Origin of the sequence: Tumebacillus lacus, assembly GCF_026410385.1 — a bacterium.
GTDB classification, from domain to species: domain Bacteria; phylum Bacillota; class Bacilli; order Tumebacillales; family Tumebacillaceae; genus Tumebacillus; species Tumebacillus lacus.
Genome location: NZ_JAPMLT010000004.1, coordinates 1 through 17539, shown reverse-complemented (window position 1 = coordinate 17539; position 17539 = coordinate 1). Strand labels below are relative to the sequence as shown.

The following is a 17539-nucleotide window of genomic DNA, read 5'->3' as shown; positions in this document are numbered from 1 at the left end:
AGACACTGATTCCGAAGTCGGACTATAATAGAAGTATCAATTCTGCAATTTTCGGGAGACGAAACTACATGAGATTAGCTCCAGTATCCCTCAGTCTGGTCAACTCCGTGCTCGCACGCCCTATCTTGGATGAAAAAGGAACTGTGTTGATCGGTTCGGGCGTCAGACTGTCGGAGCGCATGATCACTCGCTTAAAACAACTTGGTGTCTCCAGCCTATATATTGAAGATGAGCGGACCGACGATCTGGTGATCGTCGACGCCGTATCGGATGAGACAAGACGCGGTGCAGTCAATGCCGTGTACAACTCGATGGTTCAACTGGCTGAGAATGACAAAGGGTTGCGACGTGCGTCCCGCCCGCAGATCGGCCGGGATCTGTCGCAGGTGTTTCAGAATATCCTCGGCGATCTGAAGGCAAACAAAAGCGGGTTGATCTCGCTGGCCAGCATTTACACGATGGATGGGTATCTGTTTCATAAGTCAGTCAATGTGGCGATCCTTGCGACAGCCATCGGGCTGGCAAAAGGGTATGCGGCCAAAGAGTTGACCGAGCTTGGGATGGGCGCGTTGCTGCATGATATCGGAAATACGAAGGTGCCGGCGGAGTTGTTGAACAAGCCGGGGATTTATTCGGAGATTGAGTTTCAGACGGTGAAAAAGCACACCGAGTGGGGATTTGATATTCTGCGCGAACAGGATGGGATCTCGCTTTTGTCTGCGCATGTGGCGTTGCAGCATCATGAGCGGGTGGATGGGAGCGGGTATCCAAGAGGGTTGCGCGGGAAAGAGATTCATGAGTATGCGCAGATCGTCGGCATCTGTGATGTGTACGAGGCGTTGATTTCGCGGCGTTTCCATCGGGAGGCGCATCTGCCGCATGAAGCGTTGGAGTTTGTGATGGCGACCGGCGGGACTTTGTTTGATCACAATCTGGTGACGCTGTTTGCGAAGAATGTGGCGATCTATCCGATTGGGATGACGGTGCGTTTGAATACGAACGAGACGGCCGTTGTGGTGTCGTTAAATCCGGAGTATCCGCAGCGGCCGGTGGTTCGGTTGCTGACCGATGATTCGGGGCGGCAGTTGGATATGCCGTATGATATTGATTTGACGAAGCAGTTGACGATGATGATTGTGGCTTATAGTGAGTGATGAGGGGACCTCGAGAGATCGGGGTCTTTTTTGTGGGGAGGTGAGGGTTGGGTGGCGGAGGGCGGGAGGAAATAGAAAAAGGACCCGCCAAGTGGGGGCCCGTTGCAGGGGGACCGTGGGGTTAGTCGCGGTCCTTGTCCTTTTTTTCTTTGCCGTGACCGGAGTCACGGCTGTTTTTGTTGTCGTTGCGGTTGTTTTGCTTGTTGTTCTTGTCGTTGTCTTGCTTGTTGTGCTTCCAGTTGTTCCAGAACATCCAGCCGTTATTGTTGTCGTAGGCACGGTCGGATTTGCCGTCTTTGCCTTTGTCGTCCTGCTTGGACGGCGAACTCTTGCCGTTGTTCGACTCGCGGCCGGATGATTGGGTGTCGTTCGATTGGGTGGACGGTTGCTTGGAATCGTTCGACTGGGTCGCATTGTCTTGCTTCTTTTGCTGGCCCGGCGGCAGTTTTTGGTCTTCACGCTCCGGAGTCTTGTTGTTCGGGAGGACGCCCGAAGCTTTGACGCCTTGTTTCAGACCTTCTTTGCCGTCTTGTTTCAGCGCGTTCAAAAGTTTGTCGAGTTGTTCACCGCTCTTGATCTCGTCGATGGCACCAGCCAGCTCCGGGCCGCGCTTTTCGACGACTTTGGAGATCGGCGCGTTTTTCAACTCGTCGATTTCTACGTCGACGCCTTGGGACAGAGCGGACAGATAGACCGCATACTTGCCCGGTGAGACGCCTGCGTCTTTGGCCGCGTTGCGCACCTCTTCGGAGACGCGCACACCTTCTACGTCGATCTCAGCCCCATAGGTAGTGGCCAACGTCTGTACTTTGGCGACCAGTTCTTCTTCGATCTGGTCCAAATTCAAGTCCTCTGCAACGAGTTTTTGTTCGTCGACAGCCGGAGATGCAGTGATGATCACTTCACTTTTGTCATGCAGATACCCGTGCTCGCGCGCATAGTCAGCCATTTTGCCGACAGCCTCATCGACTTGGATGCCGGTCACTTTCAACTCGGTCAGGAGTTTCTCCGCGTCTTCGTTGAGCGGCGTCGCCGTGACCACCTTTTTGTGGTTGTCAATCGACAGCTCGATGCTCGGGTTGATGTCCACCGAGACGTACGCGTACGCTTTCGGACCTGTGAACAGCGTGTTGCTGAACAGCCCGACGGCGAGCAGGATGGAAGCGGCAACGACACCCGACTTCATCCATTTGGTTTGGTACCAGGCCCGCTTGCTTTTGGACGAGGTCAGCGGAACAACAGTCTCCGCCGGCACATCCACCTCAAGACCTACAACCATGCCTTCGAGCAACGGGATCTTGCGGAATTCCATTTCTTTGGTCATCACGACAGCATATCCGTCAGACAGCTGCATGACAACCCCCTTTTTCTGCATCAACGGCCCCCCCTTTCCTTGGAAACTTGGCGTGATCGCTTTTGCGTACAGCGTTTCTTTACACGATATAGTCTTGCAGCATCTCGAAATCGCCGATCAAAATCAGCGACACGGCAATGATATATTTCCGCTGACGTTCGATCGTTTTGCGGCTGACTGAAACGTGTTTCATCAACGCTTTCAGCGGCAGCGATTTTTTGGTGACCAAATGCTCGCACAGTTCTTTTTGCGCGGCGATCACCTTTGCCACTTCAATCGCGTTTTCGCGTGCGTCTTGGTGCTTCGGCGAGATATCCACCAGTTCTTCCATCGAGATCTCAAACTCGCTGAGCATCATCGTGAAGCGCATGATCTCTTCTCGTCTCGCATCGGACTCCACCGTCACTTGGTGAGCCTCGATCGATTTTTGCACCTCAACATAGTTGATCACGTTCTCTTCGTCGTCTTGGACTTCAAAATCGGAGAACGGCAGATCTCGCTGCTTGGCTTGTTTCGAGCGAAAATAGTCGATCAGCCGGCGCTTGATGACCGTGTCGGCAAAGCCCAAAAAACTCGTGCCGCGGTCCAGATCATACCGCTCAATCGCTTCGTTGAACGCAGCCAATGCGATGCTAAATTCGTCGTCCTGCCCACGGCGAATGTATCTTCCCGTCGCTTGGGAAGCGCTTTTGGCCACAAAGGGGATGTAGTCTTTCAATAATTGATTACGTGCGGTTTCATCCCCGCCTCGCGCTCGGTTCAACAGGCTATTGAGATCGGTCGTTTCCTCCGATTTCTTGCGTCGGAACGATAAAATCCCCACCCTTTCCACCTCGCTTGTTATAGGGTTTCGCACATGATCATGCGTTTTTTGGGGTATGAAAAACAGAAATCCGACAAAATTGTTTTTTCGTCGGACCCTGCACCCCTATACGTCTCTTCTATCCGTTTCCAAACCGAAATGACGGTAGCCGTGCGGTGTCACGACGCGACCTCGCGGCGTGCGTTGCAAAAAGCCGATCTGCATCAAATACGGTTCGTACACGTCTTCAATCGTGTCCGGTTCTTCCCCAATCGTCGCGGAGATCGTGTCGAGACCGACCGGCCCGCCGCCAAACTTTTCGATGATTGTCAGCAGCAGTTTGTGGTCGACCTCATCGAGTCCCAGCGCATCGACCTGGATCAGCCGAAGCGCATGATCGGCCAACTCCTTGGTGATCACGCCGTCGCCCTGCACCATCGCAAAGTCTCGAACCCGCTTGAGCAGCCGGTTCGCAATGCGCGGCGTACCTCTGGATCGGGTCGCCAGTTCCATCGCCCCGGCCGGGACGATCGGCACACCAAAAATCTCCGCCGTGCGAACGATGATCTTTTGTAAATCATCCGTGTCATAGTATTCCAGATGGCTGACGACCCCAAATCGGTCGCGAAGCGGCAACGACAGCATCCCCGCCCGCGTCGTCGCGCCGATCAACGTGAACGGCGGCAGATCGAGTCGGACCGAACGGGCAGACGGCCCTTTGCCGATGATGATATCCAGCGCATAGTCTTCCATCGCCGGATACAGCACTTCCTCGACGCTTTTGTTGATCCGATGGATCTCGTCGATAAACAGCACGTCGCCTTCTTGCAGGTTGGTCAGCAGAGCGGCCAAATCGCCCGGACGTTCGATCGCCGGACCGGATGTGGTGCGAATGTTCACCCCAAGTTCATTGGCGATCACGTTCGAGAGCGTCGTCTTGCCCAGACCCGGCGGGCCGTAGAGCAAGACATGGTCCAGCGCTTCCCGGCGCATCTTGGCCGCTTCGATATAGACTTTCATGTTGTCGCGCACTTTGCGCTGCCCGATCATCTCGTGCAGAAAGCGAGGGCGCAACGTCTCTTGGTTTTGGTCTTCGTTCATATATTCAGATGAGATGATTCGCTCTTCCAAGGCTGTCCACTCCTTACTGGCGCATCAACTGCTTCAGAGCGAGCTTGATCAGTTGTTCCAATGACAACTCTCCGCCCGTCAGCTCCTCCGCAAGTCCCCGGACAGCACCTTGAGCTTCTTTTTCATTATATCCGAGGGCTAACAGGGCTTCGAGTAACTCTGAGCCTAGGCCTGCAGTCTTAGACGGGCGTACTTCGACACTTTGCGAGTACGGCGTCGCCGGAAATGTCGACGCCAGATCGTCCAATTTGTCTTTCAAATCAAGAATCAACCGCTGCGCCGTCTTGACACCGATACCGGGCAGCTTTTTTAAGAAATTCACATCTTCGGCGCGAATCGCAAACACCACCTGATCGGGAGAACCCGCGCCGAGGATCGCCAGCGCAACCTTCGGACCAATGCCGGAGACGTTGTTGAGCCGTCCGAACAGTTCACGCTCCTCCCGGGTGCGAAACCCGTAGAGGAGGTGGGCGTCCTCCCGCACATGATACTGTGTATACAGGCGGGTCTTCTCTCCCTCTTGCAGGGAATAAGCGGTCGTGCCGGTGACAAACACGCGGTAACCGACACCGCCCACGTCGATCACCACATGGTCCAGTTCTGTATAAGCCACCAAGCCTTCGAGGTACGCGATCATCGGGTCAACTTCCTTTCCACGCGGTTCAAGAACGGAGCGGTATGCGCGTGGGTGATCGCGACGGCCAACGCGTCGGCCGCGTCGTCAGGCTTTGGGATCTGTGTAAGCCCAAGGAGCATGCGCACCATTTCCTGCATCTGTTTCTTATCCGCTTTTCCATATCCGGCGACCGATTGCTTGACTTGCATCGGTTTATATTCTGAAATGGTCAGATTCGCCTCCCGACCCGCGAGCAGAACGATGCCGCGAGCTTGGGCGACGTCCAGACCTGTCGTCACGTTTTTCGCAAAAAACAGTTCTTCCACAGCCATCGCTTCCGGCTGGTGACGCACGATCAACTCGGTCACGGCACTGTAGATTTCCAGCAGCCGGTCCGGCATCGGCGTGCGGGGTTTGGTCTCAATGCAACCGTACTCGACCGGCTTCATGCGGTTGCCGATCACGTCGATCACACCAAATCCGGTTCGCCCGTAACCCGGGTCGATCCCTATGATACGCATCAGAGCCTGATTCCTCCTCCGGACATCTACCTTTTTAACATAATCTCGACCAATAAGCCATGTCAGGAACAGGCACCCGAGCCATTTATATACCGCGGTGCGTAAACGATTTCCAATTTTAATCGGTACGGATCTTCAAAGAAAACCGCGTAATACTCGATGTCAGCGGCGTATGTTCCCGGTCCGTCATAGAGTACCGGGATGCCGCGCGGTACCAGATATTCTCTATAGAAGCGATCCACCGCCTCCCGCGAATCGACCGAAAAAGCCAGATGGTTCAGACCGGGACGCTTGCGGTGAAACCCCGCCTCGCGGTACTCCGGCTCCACCTGCACGAGGCAAAGTTTAAACGAATCGTTTCCATAGAGAACATGGTCGCCGCCCCCGCCCTCCACGGCCCATCCGAACTCCTCCGCCAGCGGGTCGTAAAACTCGCGGGCGAGGAGCAGATCGGCGACGTTGTAGTCGAGGTGCGAAAAGCGGACTTGCGGACGACTCATCCGCGCGGTCCTTTGTCGAGGCATCGGTCCAGCTCGGCCAACAGAGCTTCGCGATCCAGCCCTTTGCCGATCAGCACCAGCATCGACTGGCGCATTTTCTCCCCCCACGGCTCGCCGAGCGTCGCGGTGCTGCGGTCGCCGACGAGGTGGAAGATCAACTGCTCCTCATAGCTGTCGATCCAGAGAATGCCTTTGCCACGGAAGATGTTGCGCGGCAGACTTTCAAGAAACTCGCTCAATTTCTCATAATCAAACGGATGCTCGGCCGCAAACGAGATCGACGAGATCTCCTCCCGCTCCAGATGGGACGCGGTCAACTGATCGAAGGAGACAAAGTCGCCTTTGGGCGCGTCTGCAGACGGTTCGGCGGCGATCTTGTTCTGATGCAGGTCGATGTCGAGCAACAGGCGCAGATCGACCTCACCTGACACCGACTCCAACACGCGGGCTGCTGGATTGATATCTTCCAGTTCCTCCAAGATCTCCTTGCGCATCTTTTCCTCGACGAGATCGATCTTGTTCAGCAAGATCAGGTCGCCTGCGAGGATCTGGTCGAGCGTGGTCGAGGAATGGAGCAGATTTTCATGGAAATTGGCCGCGTCCACCACGGTGATGATGCTGTCGAGGCGAACGTGATCGTACAAATCTTCATGCAAAAATGTCTGTGCCACAGGGCGCGGATCGGCCAGACCGGTCGTTTCCACCACCAGGTAGTCGATTTTTTCCGGCCGCAGCAACATGCGCGTCACCGCCCAGAGCAAGTCGTCGCGCACCGAGCAGCAAACGCAGCCGTTGGACAGCTCGACGACCTCCTCATCGGTGTTCATCACCAGATGATGGTCGATCGACAGCTCGCCAAACTCGTTGACGATCACGCCGATTTTCAATCCGTGCTGTTCTTTTAAAATCCGGTTCAAAAGCGTGGTCTTCCCGCTGCCGAGCGCTCCGGTCAGGAGCGTGGCCGGGACACGCCGGTCGATGTTCTCGATCACAAAACATCCCTCCTATGGGAAAGGTCGAGTTCAGTATACGATATTTTCCCCCAACCTGCATTCATAATGGACGAGTGCCAGTCGATATTCTATGAAGGAAGAGCACAAAGCAAAGAGGTGATCAGGCTGAAAAAAAGCGCCCTCCTCGCCGTCGCCACGTACTGCGCCGGCGTGGTCCTTTACTCCGTCCATTCCCATCCTCTCTACCCGTTTCTTGGCGGATGGTTCTCTGGATTGATCTTCATGAGCGGTCTCAGCCGTCACGGTCTGCGAAACACGGCTTGAAACTTTCTTCGCATACCCCCTTACTATACCTGTTCCTGATCGGAAGCACAAGAACAAACGTTCGACAAAATTTCTTATCAGAATTTTGCAATCTCGTGAAACGAAATGCCGAATCCTTTCGTCTATATGTATGAAAGCATTATTAGACAAGGATGGTGAGCGGCATGGCTTCCGTTGTAGCCTTTGTGATCATCGTCGGGATGATCGGGATGGGCCTGACATGGATTGCGCGTTGCGAGACTGAACATCTGGAAAACTCAGCTACCGACAGAGGCGAATCGGTCACCCAGCCGCTTCTGTCTTCGGAAGGTTGACAAAAAAGGCACATCCCGTCATGGCGATGTGCCTTTTTTTGTTTCCCGCTCCCGTCTGTCCTCTTGGGTGACCGCCCATTGCAAGCGCGGCCAGAAGGCGCGTCGGTCGTTTGCTTTGCCAAAGTCATACCATTCTCGCACGACCAGCGCCGGGTATTTCATCAGCGCGTCGATCACGCGGCGATTGTCTTGGCACAACGGATAGACGCGGTCATACGCCTCGATCATCTCCGAGAAAAGCCCGGGTTGCCAGCCGTTCAGATAAAGCGCGTGGTTCATCAACTGATACAGATCGTGCGCCCGCACATCCAGTCCGGCCAGATCGAAGTCGATCAAGGCGCTTCTGCCCCCCTGCCAGATCAGATTGTGCGGGGCCGGGTCGCGGTGACAAAGTGAGCCGTGGCGCATATCTGTCTCCAGAGCCCGCTGGTTGACACCGCGCAGCAGCAAAAGGGACTGACGAGCCTGTTCCGCGTACGGACGCCAGAGATCGCGCAACGTCGTGGCCCGCAGCGATGCCTCCTGTGCGCGTTCCAGTCGATAGCGGTATTTCTCCCAGAGGGGCGGCACCTGCAACAGGGCGCTCCTGCCGCCGCGCCCGACCGGCACCGCATGCAACCGGGCCAACGCCTCGGCAGCCGCGATGCGCTCTTCCTTCACCGTCATCGCCGTGTGCCGTCCTGGCAACCACGGCTGCAGCGTCCAAAGCCCCTCTTCCGCCTCCACAAAATATCCGTTGTCCCGCGTCTGCAAATACGGCGCCACCTCGGCGCCCGCCTGCACCGCCCGGTCCAACGCCTCGCCGAGCGCGCCAAGCCGACGCCGCATGCCGGTGCCTTTGTAACGCTTGATCATCATCGCCCCGCCGCTCGTCTTGACACCGACGACGGTACGCAGCCGCACGGTCCCGCGAAAAGACAGTCCGTACGCCCGCTCCAGACGGGTCAACAGGTCGTCCGAGAGATTCAGTGTCCCATCAGGCTCCCTCCCCCTCTCGCCATGATATAAAAAGAGGAGCCTTACTCTAGGAAGGCTCCCCGTCCTTGCTCAGTCCTCTTCGCGGTAGAACGTTTTCGGATACAGGCTCATCTGCGTCATCTTTTGCTGCATGTGCAGGTGCAGATCCGGAGCGGCCATGTGGTGGTGGTGGTGTTTGTGTTGACAACCGCAGCCGTGGCTCTTCATTTTCATCGCTTTCAGTTTCGGACGGCCGCATTTGTGTTTTTTCTTGCCGCAGCCTTTTTTCTTCATCTTGACCGGCAGATACATCATCATCATCGGCATGTGATGCGGGTTGTGGTGCATCTCGTGGTGCATGTGGTGTTGGTGCTGTTCATGATGATGGTGTTCTTCATGATGGTGGTGTTCCTGTTGTTGCGGCGCGGACATCTGCACTTGTTGCACCTGGGTTTGCGGGGCATAGACGATGTTTTCATGCGGCGCGTATTGGATGTTTGCGTTGATTTCGACAGGCGAGACCTGAGCGGGAGCCGTCGGCATGGGCATCGGCGGCATCGGCATCGGCATCGGTTTTTCCATCGTTACCATCTCCTTGGGGCTTAGGATCGGGGCGGTCATCTCTTCTTTCGTCATCGGAGCTTGCTGGATCGGCGCGGTCATCTGTTCCTTGGTCATCGGCATTTGCTGCATCGGTGCGGTCATCTGCTCCTTGGTCATCGGCATCGGCGGCATCATGCTCGGCATTTGCGGCATGCTCGGCATCGGGGCTGTGATCGGGGCTTGTTGGATCGGCGCGGCCGCTTCGTCCTCTTTGTGCGCAGACGCCGTTTTGAGTTTCATGCCGGACGACGGCACGTTGAGCACTTGGCCCGGATAGATCTTGTCAGCGTCCGGCACCTGCGGGTTGGCCGCTTTCAGATGATCGAGCGTCACGCCGACTTGCTTGGCGATCTTAAACATCGAGTCGCCGTTTTTCACCACGTATTTCCACAGGCCATCCCACTTCGGCACCGAAGGGTACGCCTGTTGGGGAGCGGGAATCTGCGCAGGCAGCGTTTCAGCTGCGGCAGGGGTCGGTTGAACAGACGGCGTTTCATCGATGATGTCATCCATGTCGGTCATACCGGGTGCCATCCCCGGTGCCATGTCGGGTGACGGTTGGCTGGCTGTGTCTTCGCCCGGCACCATGCCGACCGGCGTGGGAATGGGAGCTTGCACCCCGCTCGGTGCGGACGGCGCACCCGGCGAAGTCGGCATGCTGCCGGCGGTCGGGATCATGATCTGTTGTCCGACCGCGATCTTATCGGGATTGGCAATCTGCGGATTCGCAGCGATCAGCGACTCGAGCGAAACGCCGTGCGTTTTCGAGATCTTCCAAAGGGAATCACCCTTTTGGACGGTATATGCTTTCAACCCGGTCAACCTCCTTAGGTCAAATATCACTGGCAGTATATGCGCCCGCACTCCATGTGCCATTGAATCGACAAAATTGGGCGGAGGATTGTATACTGGTCACATACAAATTACGCAGTCATACGTCTCATTCCGAAAGAAGGTCATGTGTTGATAAACAAACTGCTCGCCTTTTACCACCGCTATGATCGTCTGATCTGGCTACGCGTCCTGGGCACCGTACTGTCCACTGTCGGCGGATTTATGATCCGCCCGTTTCTCGCTCTTTATCTGTACGACCGCCTGGGCGAAAACTTGGTCATCGCCGCGCTGATTGTCGGCCTTCAACCGTTGACCGGCCTTGTCGCAGGGATCTACGCAGGGGGTGTCGCCGACCGGTATGGCCGCAAACCGATCATGGTCGCCGGCTTGATGCTGGAAGCGGTCGCGATCTTCGGTTACGCGTTTGTCGATTCGCTCCCCGCTTTTGCCGCGCTGACGGTCATCGGCGGCATTGGCGGCGCTCTGTTCTTCCCGGCTGCCAATGCGCAGATCACCGACGTCGTTCCGGAAAACATCCGGCACGAAGTGTTCGCCCTGATGCACGCCGCCCTCAATGTCGGAGCCGCCTGCGGTCCGCTGGTCGGCGTCATCATCTACCGGATCAATCCCGGCATCGCCTTCATCACCTGCTCCGTTCTGTTCCTGCTCTACAGCCTCCTGATCCTCTTCAAAATCCCGGAGACGCTGCCAAAGGAACAGCGCGTCCGCTTCGGCATGTCAAAGGCAGACCGTCCACCCGCTCCGGCCCGCTTCCGGCTCCGGGACCATCGCTTGCTGCTCGGGATGACGCTGGCGATGCTTCCGTTTACCCTGCTCTACTCGCAGGTGGAGACGATCTTGCCCCAGCATCTCAAAGCCAATTTTGACGACTATCTGACCACGTTTGCCACCTTGATGACGATCAACGGCATCCTCGTCGTAACCACCCAATTACTGATCGCCCGCTATGCCGACCGCTTCCCCGTACGCCGGGTCGTGTTGCTCGCCTACTTACTTCTGACGGGCACAGCGATCGGCTACGGGTGGTCCACCACGTTCGTGTGGTTGCTCTTCGCGGAGATCCTGTTCACGCTCGGGGAGATGCTCAACGGCCCGCAGATCAACAAAGTCGTCTCGATCATGGCCCCGGCCGACCAGCGCGGCCGCTACTTTGCAATCTTCAACTCCGCCTGGCCGCTGACCGGCACGTTCGCCCCGGTGATTGGTGCGTTTGCTTTTGGCAGCATCGGCGGGGCATATTGGTTTACCATCGTCGCCGGCTTGCTCTTTGTGGCCGGATTTGCTCAACATCGACTGATCGCCCGCGCGTTGAAGCCGTCGAATCAGCCACTCGACTCATCGATTCCCGCATAAAAAAACCGAGTCCTGCGAAAAAGGACTCGGTTTTTTTCTATACACTTACAACGCCCGCACCATACCGCCGTCTACCAATACCGCCGACCCGGTGACGTACGAATTGGCCCCGGAGCCCATGAAGACGACCATCCGGGCAAACTCCTCCGGCGTTCCATAGCGGCCGAGCGGGATGTTTTTCTCATGCCCCTCGCGCACCGCTTCCAGGGTGCTACCGATCGCCCCCGCCCGCTGCTCGTCGAGTTCGCGCACGCGATCGGTGGCGATGCGACCCGGCGCAATCGTATTGATCAAAATGTTGTCCGGTGCCAGTTCTGTCGCCAAGCTCTTCGCCAATCCCAAAATGCCCGCCCGGAACGTATTGGACAGCAACAGTCCTTCAATCGGTTGTTTCACCGACGTCGACGCGATATTCAAGATGCGTCCGCCTCCGTTTGCCCGCAGCAGCGGCAACGCCCCGCGGATCGTGCGCACGACGCTGAGCAGGTTGCTATGGAACGCCTGCTCCCATTGCTCGTCAGACAGATCGTCAAATTTGCCCACCGGCGGGCCGCCTGCGTTTGTGACCAGCACATCGAGCCCGCCAAACCGTTCTTTCAATCGTTCAAAGAGCAGGACGAGATCTTCTTTCTTAGACACATCGGCTGCGCAGACCTCCACCTCTCCGCCGGTCAGCGACCGAATCTCTGCCGCCGTTTGTTCCAGCCGCTCGCTGCTGCGCGAGGCGATCATCACCCGCGCTCCTTCCCGGGAAAATTCGGTCGCCACCGCGCGACCAAGCCCTTTGCTCGCCGCCATCACCAGCACGGCCTTGCCTTGCAATTGCAGATCCATATCGTTCGCCTCCATCCTCTTTTCCTTCTATTGTAAAAAGAAAAAGGTTCCCTGTCACGGGAACCTTTTTGCGTGTTGCAACATTCAATTAGAACGCCGGAACGACAGAGCCTTTGTATTGCTCTTCGATGTATTTCTTCACTTCCGGAGAGTTCAGCGCTTTTGCCAGCTTTTGCAGAGCTGCGTTGTCTTTGTCCTTGGTGCGAACCGCGAGGACGTTGACGTACGGGGACTCTTTGTCTTCGATGAACAGAGCGTCTTTGGTCGGGACGAGCTTTGCTTCCAGCGCGTAGTTGGTGTTGATCAGCGCGAGGTCGACATCGCCGAGGACGCGCGGCATCATCGCAGCTTCCATCTCTTTGAAGACCAGGTTTTTCTTATTCTCGGTGATGTCTTTTACCGTGCCTTTGACGCCGACGCCGTCTTTGAGCTTGATCAGCTCTTGCTTCGCGAGCAGTGCCAGGACGCGGCCTGCATCTGCCGGGTTGTTCGGGATCGCGACGGTTGCACCGTCCGGAAGATCTTCTTTCTTTTTATGTTTTTGCGAGTACGCGCCGATCGGCTCGATGTGTACTTTTGCGATCTGGGTCAGGTCGAGTTTGTGCTCGGCGGAGAAGCTCTCCAGGTACGGGATGTGTTGGAAATAGTTTGCGTGCAGTTGACCGTCGTTCAGTTGGATGTTCGGTTGCACATAGTCGTTGAACGGAATGATCTCCAACTTGACGCCGTCTTTCTCCAAGGTCGGAGCGATAAATTTGAGTACTTCTTCATGCGGGACCGGAGTCGCGCCGACTTTCAGGGTCACAACTTCGCCGTTTGCGCCGGTCGGAGTTGCCGTTTCCGTTTTGGAACCGCATGCAACGAGGGAGGTGGACAGCAGGAGCGCCATCGCGCCGATGAGCAATTTTTTCATGAGTTCATACTTCCTTTCCTAGTGAGGAGATTTGGGTAATTTTTATTATTTGCGAGTGAAGTGCAGGACCAGTCGGTCACCGACCATCTGAATGACTTGCACAAGCCCGACGATGATGACGACTGTGACGATCATCACGTCCGTTTGGAAGCGCTGGTACCCGTAGCGGATCGCCAGGTCCCCGAGGCCGCCGGCACCCAAGATACCGGCCATCGCCGAGTAGCCGACCAGACCGACTGTGGTGATCGTGATCCCGGCAATGATCGCCGGACGTGCTTCCGGCAATAAGACGCGGGTGATGATCTGCCACGTGGAAGCTCCCATCGATTGCGACATCTCGATCACGCCGCGGTCCACTTCCCGCAGTGCCACTTCGACGAGGCGGGCCAAGAAGGGCGCGGAGCCGATCACCAGCGGCGGAATGGCCGCTTCGACGCCAAGCGAGGTGCCGACGAGGAATTTCGTGAACGGGAGGATCATGATCATCAAGATCACGAACGGGAGCGAGCGGAAGATATTGATGATGACACTGAGCACCTGATAGACCGGTCTGTTTTGCAACAGGTGACCCGGCGAAGTGAGGACGACGAGGATGCCGAGCGGCAACCCCAGCAGGGCTGTGAACAGCGTAGAGAAGCCGACCATGTAGATCGTCTCGCCAAATGTGCGCCACAGTTCCTTCGGATCGACGTTTACAAGCAGTTCGCTGAGCATCTTACAACATCACCTCCACATCGAGTCCGCGCTCGCGGAACAGTTCCACCGAGCGGTCGAGTACCGCCTTGTCCCCTTGCAGTTCGATCACGAGTCGGCCGTACGGTGTGTCTTTCATCCGGGAGATCGTGCCATGCAGGATGTTGAAGGTGAGGTCTTCGCTGTGCAGCACCTCAAACATCAGCGGCTGGAACGTGGTGTCGCCGAGGAAGGAGACTTGCACGACGCGGTGGTTCGCGCGTTCATCCGTCGCCATGCGACCATAGGAGGCGAGCAGTTCGGCCGGGATCTCAAAGTCGCTGACCTGAGCCACAAACTCCTTGGTGATCGGCTGCTGCGGGCTGAGGAACACTTCCGCCACCGGGCCGTCCTCGACGATATAGCCGCCGTCGATGACTGCGACCCGGTCGCAGATGTCACGGATAACCTGCATCTCATGGGTGATCAGGACGATGGTCAGTCCGAGTTTCTTGTTGATGTCGGCCAGCAGTTTGAGGATCGACTGGGTGGTCATCGGATCGAGCGCCGATGTCGCTTCGTCACAGAGCAAAACTTTCGGATCGTTCGCAAGGGCGCGGGCGATGCCGACGCGCTGCTTTTGACCGCCGGAGAGCTGAGCCGGGTATTTGTTGCGGTGTTCGGTGAGGCCGACCAGTTCGAGCAATTCGGTCACTTTGCGGTCGATCTCCCCTTTGTCTTTCTTAGCCAGCCGCAGCGGGAAGGCGATGTTTTCAAAGATCGTCGCGGACGACAGCAGGTTGAAGTGTTGGAAGATCATGCCGATGTGGCGACGCTCTTCTTGCAACGCCTTTTTGCTGAGTCGGGTCAGGTCGACGCCGTCGACGATCACAGAACCTTGCGTTGGTTCTTCTAGCAGGTTGATACAGCGGATCAATGTCGATTTGCCAGCGCCGCTGTGGCCGATGATGCCGAAGATTTGGCCTTTTTCTATGGTCAAGTCGATCTGCTTGAGAGCAGGAACCGACTTTTTGTTGACAATGTATTCTTTTTGCAAGTTTTGCAAGTGGATCATGTGGCGGATCTCCCTCCTTCTTGGAAAATAAAAAAGTGTCCTTCGACATAGAAGGACACATCACGGTTACCGTTCATGTCTCTCATCTGTCGAAACAAGATCGTTTCGCAGGAATTGGCACCATTTCACGGTTTCTTAACGCCGTGACGGTTGCCGGGTTTCATAGGGCCAGACCCTCCACCTCTCTGGATAAGAGAAAATATGAAGTTGTGTTTACAACTTGGAGTATACACGCTGTTGACAAGGATCGTCAATCCCTAAAATATACGGCAATTTTTGTATGCGATTGCAGACAACCAAAGATTGCCCGGTGTAGCACCCTGATCCCCCGGTGACACTAACAGCGGGTTGATCGTATTCTCAATCCAAATTTACCTTGCTGAGGAGGCTGACGCATGAAACATTTGTCCGCACTTGCTGGGGTTCTCTTGCTGTCTTCTTCTCTGCTGGCCGGCTGCACGCCGAACGCTTCGCCGGCTCCTGACAACCGGGCTGACACGTACGACACGACGCAGGGCGGTCGTGTACAGGGCGGCAACATCGGGATCAACACGGTTGACCGCGACCGACTTGGCGTGGCGGACGACATCGGGCCGGACCGCGGTGCTGCGTACGACGAAGACCGTCTCGGTGTGATCGACCGAATCGGCCCGGACCGCCGACCGGGCGTGATGGGCAACGGCAACACCCGCGACAAGGACCGTCTCGGGGTTCGCGACAACATCGGCCCGGACACGAACGGCCGCAATCTGCGCAACGACACCGCGCTCGAGTCGAAGGTCGAAGCGATCCCGGGCGTTCGCGATGCGAAGGTGCTGGTGGTTGGCAACACGGCGTACGTCGGAATCAACACTCGCTTTGACGACACGACTCGCGACACCACGCCGGGTCCGAACGTCAATGCGACCGGTAACGACCGTCCGCGCATGAACACCACCAACGGCAACAACCGTCCGAACGTGACGCTGCGCAACGCGGTGGGCGGCGCGATGAACGGGGCGACCGGTTCGCCGACCGGCAATGCGAACGTACAAGGGTACTCGTACGGCTCGCCGGGCACGACCGGCACTGGCAATACTGCCGGTTCTTACGGCTCGACGTCCGGTACTTCGGGCACAACGCCGGGCGCTACGACGAACAATCGCAACTACGCAAACTCCATGACTACGCCGGGGAACAACATCTCGACTCCGGTGATCCCGAACAACATCGGAATCAATGGTCTGGCCGGGGGTGCGAACGCAGGCCGTCAAGGGACGGTCAACCGCTACACGGGCGGTGCTGGCAACCAGTATTCGACCGCTGGGCAAAACACCTCGAACAACAACGCCGGTATTTTCAATGCGAACATGGACCATGCTGTCTCCGGCGGCATGAAGACGCGTGTTGCGACGGCGATCCGTCAAGCCAACCCGTCGATCCAAAATGTTTATGTGTCGGCCAACCCGCAGTTGTTTGATCGGATGGGCGCTTATACGAACGACTCGGTGCAAGGTCGTGCGACCGGTGCGGGGAATGACTTGATGGATGCGTTGCGTCGAGTGTTCCCGGCTGCTCGTTAGATTGTGTTTGGGACCCCGCCTTGTGGCGGGGTTTTTCTTTGTGTGTTTAAAAAAACCCTTCCGCTTGGGAAGGGTCTAGGATGAGGCTTAGTAGAGATCTTGATGTTCCATGTGCATGTCTCCGATATGCTGGTCTTCATAATTCATGGTGAAGCTCAGTTTCGGCGAATCGTTGAAAGTCCGTGCCAACATGCGTGCGACGTCGCTGGTCTCATCTTCGCTCGGCTCTTTCCAAAACTCCACACGGCCCGAGACGTTGTTGCCGATCTCGTCTACCGCGACTACGCCGATTGTTGCGTGGTCTGCGTCATGGAGGTGGTATTTGGTGTGCTCACCGTTTTCGTAGACGACGGAGAGGTGGTGTTCGTCTTCCCCGTATACGTCGTCATCGGTGACGTACGCCGCCGCGTAGCCGCCTTCGAAGTCTTCCTCCACATCGTACGCTTCGAAGTCGTCTTCTTCCTCCATGTAGATCGTCTCGTCTTCGTCCGCCATCAGCAGGTCCTCTTCTTCGATCTCCACAGAGGCATCAAACGGCTCCATTTCGACGACGCTGCTGATGTCGCCGTACATCATGACGACGGAGCTGTCTTGGACGCCCAATGCGGAGTTGAGGTGTTCGATGTAGGTGCGGACTTCTTCTTCCACGACGTCGAGTTGGTTTTCGGAGACCTTCTGGGTGTCGATCTGGATGGTGCCTGTCAGGATCTCTCCTTCGCGGTACACCAGGTACAGATCACCGGCCCAATCTTCGTTGAGATAAATGCTGACCGTTTCGCCACCCTGAGTACGCAGTTCGGGTTTGAGCACGACTTTGTTCATCAGATCTCCCCCTTTTTGTGAAGAGTCCTTAGTAGTATGTGATAGGAAGGGGGGATCAATCCTAAAAAAAGACCCGATCCGCGATGGATCGGGTCTTTCTTCCGAAATAACAAAACGCCCCGCGACGACCTACTCTCCCAGGACCCTGCGGTCCAAGTACCATCGGCGCTGGAGAGCTTAACTTCCGTGTTCGGGATGGGAACGGGTGTGACCTCTCCGCCATT

18 protein-coding genes, 1 rRNA gene and 1 riboswitch are annotated in these 17539 nt (G+C 56.5%); of the genes, 4 read left to right on the top strand and 15 right to left on the bottom strand.

Annotated elements, in window-relative coordinates; genetic code table 11:
- Window positions 1-68: 68 nt before the first annotated feature.
- The gene (locus OS242_RS09420; RefSeq protein WP_267151434.1) at window positions 69-1154 is read left to right on the top strand and encodes an HD-GYP domain-containing protein; all 1086 of its coding nucleotides are present in this window, start codon (window positions 69-71) and stop codon (window positions 1152-1154) included.
- Between the two features lie 121 nt (window positions 1155-1275).
- Here the strand turns inward: OS242_RS09420 and OS242_RS09415 are convergent, their stop codons facing one another.
- From OS242_RS09415 to OS242_RS09385, 7 genes are all read right to left on the bottom strand, one after another.
- Window positions 1276-2529: an anti-sigma factor domain-containing protein gene (locus tag OS242_RS09415; RefSeq protein ID WP_267151433.1), complete on the bottom strand. Its 1254-nt coding sequence runs from the start codon at window positions 2527-2529 to the stop codon at window positions 1276-1278.
- A 58-nt stretch (window positions 2530-2587) separates the two neighbouring features.
- Window positions 2588-3331: an RNA polymerase sigma factor SigI gene (gene sigI / locus OS242_RS09410; RefSeq protein WP_267151432.1), complete on the bottom strand. Its 744-nt coding sequence runs from the start codon at window positions 3329-3331 to the stop codon at window positions 2588-2590.
- Between the two features lie 105 nt (window positions 3332-3436).
- Window positions 3437-4441 (bottom strand): Holliday junction branch migration DNA helicase RuvB, encoded by a 1005-nt coding sequence (gene ruvB, locus OS242_RS09405; RefSeq protein WP_267151431.1) that lies wholly within the window; start codon window positions 4439-4441, stop codon window positions 3437-3439.
- A gap of 13 nt (window positions 4442-4454) precedes the next feature.
- Window positions 4455-5078 (bottom strand): Holliday junction branch migration protein RuvA, encoded by a 624-nt coding sequence (gene ruvA, locus OS242_RS09400; RefSeq protein ID WP_267151430.1) that lies wholly within the window; start codon window positions 5076-5078, stop codon window positions 4455-4457.
- Complete coding sequence (gene ruvC / locus OS242_RS09395) at window positions 5075-5578, bottom strand: crossover junction endodeoxyribonuclease RuvC (protein WP_267151429.1); 504 nt, start codon at window positions 5576-5578, stop codon at window positions 5075-5077. Before ruvC ends, ruvA begins: the two co-directional genes overlap by 4 nt.
- Before the next feature lie 62 nt (window positions 5579-5640).
- Window positions 5641-6078 (bottom strand): VOC family protein, encoded by a 438-nt coding sequence (locus OS242_RS09390; RefSeq protein ID WP_267151428.1) that lies wholly within the window; start codon window positions 6076-6078, stop codon window positions 5641-5643.
- Window positions 6075-7070, bottom strand: coding sequence for a CobW family GTP-binding protein (locus OS242_RS09385; RefSeq protein ID WP_267151427.1), 996 nt, complete (start codon window positions 7068-7070; stop codon window positions 6075-6077). The genes OS242_RS09390 and OS242_RS09385 overlap by 4 nt, the downstream gene beginning before the upstream one ends.
- A 449-nt stretch (window positions 7071-7519) precedes the next feature.
- Here OS242_RS09385 and OS242_RS09380 point away from each other — a divergent pair, with 449 nt between their 5' ends.
- Entirely contained in the window at window positions 7520-7669 is a 150-nt protein-coding gene (locus OS242_RS09380; protein WP_267151426.1) for a hypothetical protein, read from the top strand.
- An 18-nt stretch (window positions 7670-7687) separates the two neighbouring features.
- Here OS242_RS09380 and OS242_RS09375 read toward each other — a convergent pair whose 3' ends face one another.
- Window positions 7688-8617 carry a phosphotransferase gene (locus OS242_RS09375; RefSeq protein WP_267151425.1) on the bottom strand — a complete coding sequence of 310 codons (930 nt, stop codon included), beginning with the start codon at window positions 8615-8617 and terminating at the stop codon, window positions 7688-7690.
- 99 nt (window positions 8618-8716) lie between these two features.
- Window positions 8717-10042, bottom strand: a complete 1326-nt coding sequence (locus OS242_RS09370) for a muramidase family protein (protein WP_267151424.1) — start codon at window positions 10040-10042, stop codon at window positions 8717-8719.
- Window positions 10043-10192: 150 nt separating this feature from the next.
- On the opposite strand from OS242_RS09370, the gene OS242_RS09365 reads away from it, so the two are divergent.
- On the top strand, window positions 10193-11437 hold the full coding sequence (locus tag OS242_RS09365; protein WP_407702108.1) for an MDR family MFS transporter: 1245 nt from the start codon (window positions 10193-10195) through the stop codon (window positions 11435-11437).
- 45 nt (window positions 11438-11482) lie between these two features.
- Here the strand turns inward: OS242_RS09365 and OS242_RS09360 are convergent, their stop codons facing one another.
- The 4 genes from OS242_RS09360 to OS242_RS09345 form a co-directional block, all read right to left on the bottom strand.
- A complete protein-coding gene (locus OS242_RS09360; RefSeq protein ID WP_267151422.1) occupies window positions 11483-12271 on the bottom strand; it encodes an SDR family oxidoreductase in 789 nt (262 codons plus the stop codon).
- Window positions 12272-12359: 88 nt separating this feature from the next.
- A complete protein-coding gene (locus OS242_RS09355) occupies window positions 12360-13184 on the bottom strand; it encodes a MetQ/NlpA family ABC transporter substrate-binding protein (protein ID WP_267151421.1) in 825 nt (274 codons plus the stop codon).
- A 45-nt stretch (window positions 13185-13229) separates the two neighbouring features.
- A complete protein-coding gene (locus OS242_RS09350; RefSeq protein ID WP_267151420.1) occupies window positions 13230-13898 on the bottom strand; it encodes a methionine ABC transporter permease in 669 nt (222 codons plus the stop codon).
- A gap of 1 nt (window position 13899) precedes the next feature.
- The gene (locus OS242_RS09345) at window positions 13900-14931 is read right to left on the bottom strand and encodes a methionine ABC transporter ATP-binding protein (RefSeq protein WP_267151419.1); all 1032 of its coding nucleotides are present in this window, start codon (window positions 14929-14931) and stop codon (window positions 13900-13902) included.
- A 79-nt stretch (window positions 14932-15010) separates the two neighbouring features.
- Window positions 15011-15127, bottom strand: a riboswitch (SAM riboswitch).
- A gap of 199 nt (window positions 15128-15326) precedes the next feature.
- Between OS242_RS09345 and OS242_RS09340 the strand changes: the two genes are divergently transcribed.
- Complete coding sequence (locus OS242_RS09340; protein ID WP_267151418.1) at window positions 15327-16493, top strand: YhcN/YlaJ family sporulation lipoprotein; 1167 nt, start codon at window positions 15327-15329, stop codon at window positions 16491-16493.
- A gap of 87 nt (window positions 16494-16580) precedes the next feature.
- On the opposite strand, the gene OS242_RS09335 is transcribed toward OS242_RS09340, so the two are convergent.
- Complete coding sequence (locus tag OS242_RS09335; protein WP_267151417.1) at window positions 16581-17315, bottom strand: hypothetical protein; 735 nt, start codon at window positions 17313-17315, stop codon at window positions 16581-16583.
- A 116-nt stretch (window positions 17316-17431) separates the two neighbouring features.
- Window positions 17432-17539: ribosomal RNA gene (rrf, locus tag OS242_RS09330) — 5S ribosomal RNA — on the bottom strand; the annotation flags it as partial.

Bases quoted from the DNA above. Each gene is read 5' to 3' on its own strand.
- OS242_RS09420 (WP_267151434.1), top strand. From the start codon at position 69: ATGAGATTAGCTCCAGTATCCCTCAGTCTGGTCAACTCCGTGCTCGCA.
- OS242_RS09415 (WP_267151433.1), bottom strand. From the start codon at position 2,529: ATGCAGAAAAAGGGGGTTGTCATGCAGCTGTCTGACGGATATGCTGTC.
- ruvA (WP_267151430.1), bottom strand. From the start codon at position 5,078: ATGATCGCGTACCTCGAAGGCTTGGTGGCTTATACAGAACTGGACCAT.
- ruvC (WP_267151429.1), bottom strand. From the start codon at position 5,578: ATGCGTATCATAGGGATCGACCCGGGTTACGGGCGAACCGGATTTGGT.
- OS242_RS09390 (WP_267151428.1), bottom strand. From the start codon at position 6,078: ATGAGTCGTCCGCAAGTCCGCTTTTCGCACCTCGACTACAACGTCGCC.
- OS242_RS09380 (WP_267151426.1), top strand. From the start codon at position 7,520: ATGGCTTCCGTTGTAGCCTTTGTGATCATCGTCGGGATGATCGGGATG.
- OS242_RS09360 (WP_267151422.1), bottom strand. From the start codon at position 12,271: ATGGATCTGCAATTGCAAGGCAAGGCCGTGCTGGTGATGGCGGCGAGC.
- OS242_RS09355 (WP_267151421.1), bottom strand. From the start codon at position 13,184: ATGAAAAAATTGCTCATCGGCGCGATGGCGCTCCTGCTGTCCACCTCC.
- OS242_RS09350 (WP_267151420.1), bottom strand. From the start codon at position 13,898: ATGCTCAGCGAACTGCTTGTAAACGTCGATCCGAAGGAACTGTGGCGC.
- OS242_RS09345 (WP_267151419.1), bottom strand. From the start codon at position 14,931: ATGATCCACTTGCAAAACTTGCAAAAAGAATACATTGTCAACAAAAAG.
- OS242_RS09340 (WP_267151418.1), top strand. From the start codon at position 15,327: ATGAAACATTTGTCCGCACTTGCTGGGGTTCTCTTGCTGTCTTCTTCT.
- OS242_RS09335 (WP_267151417.1), bottom strand. From the start codon at position 17,315: ATGAACAAAGTCGTGCTCAAACCCGAACTGCGTACTCAGGGTGGCGAA.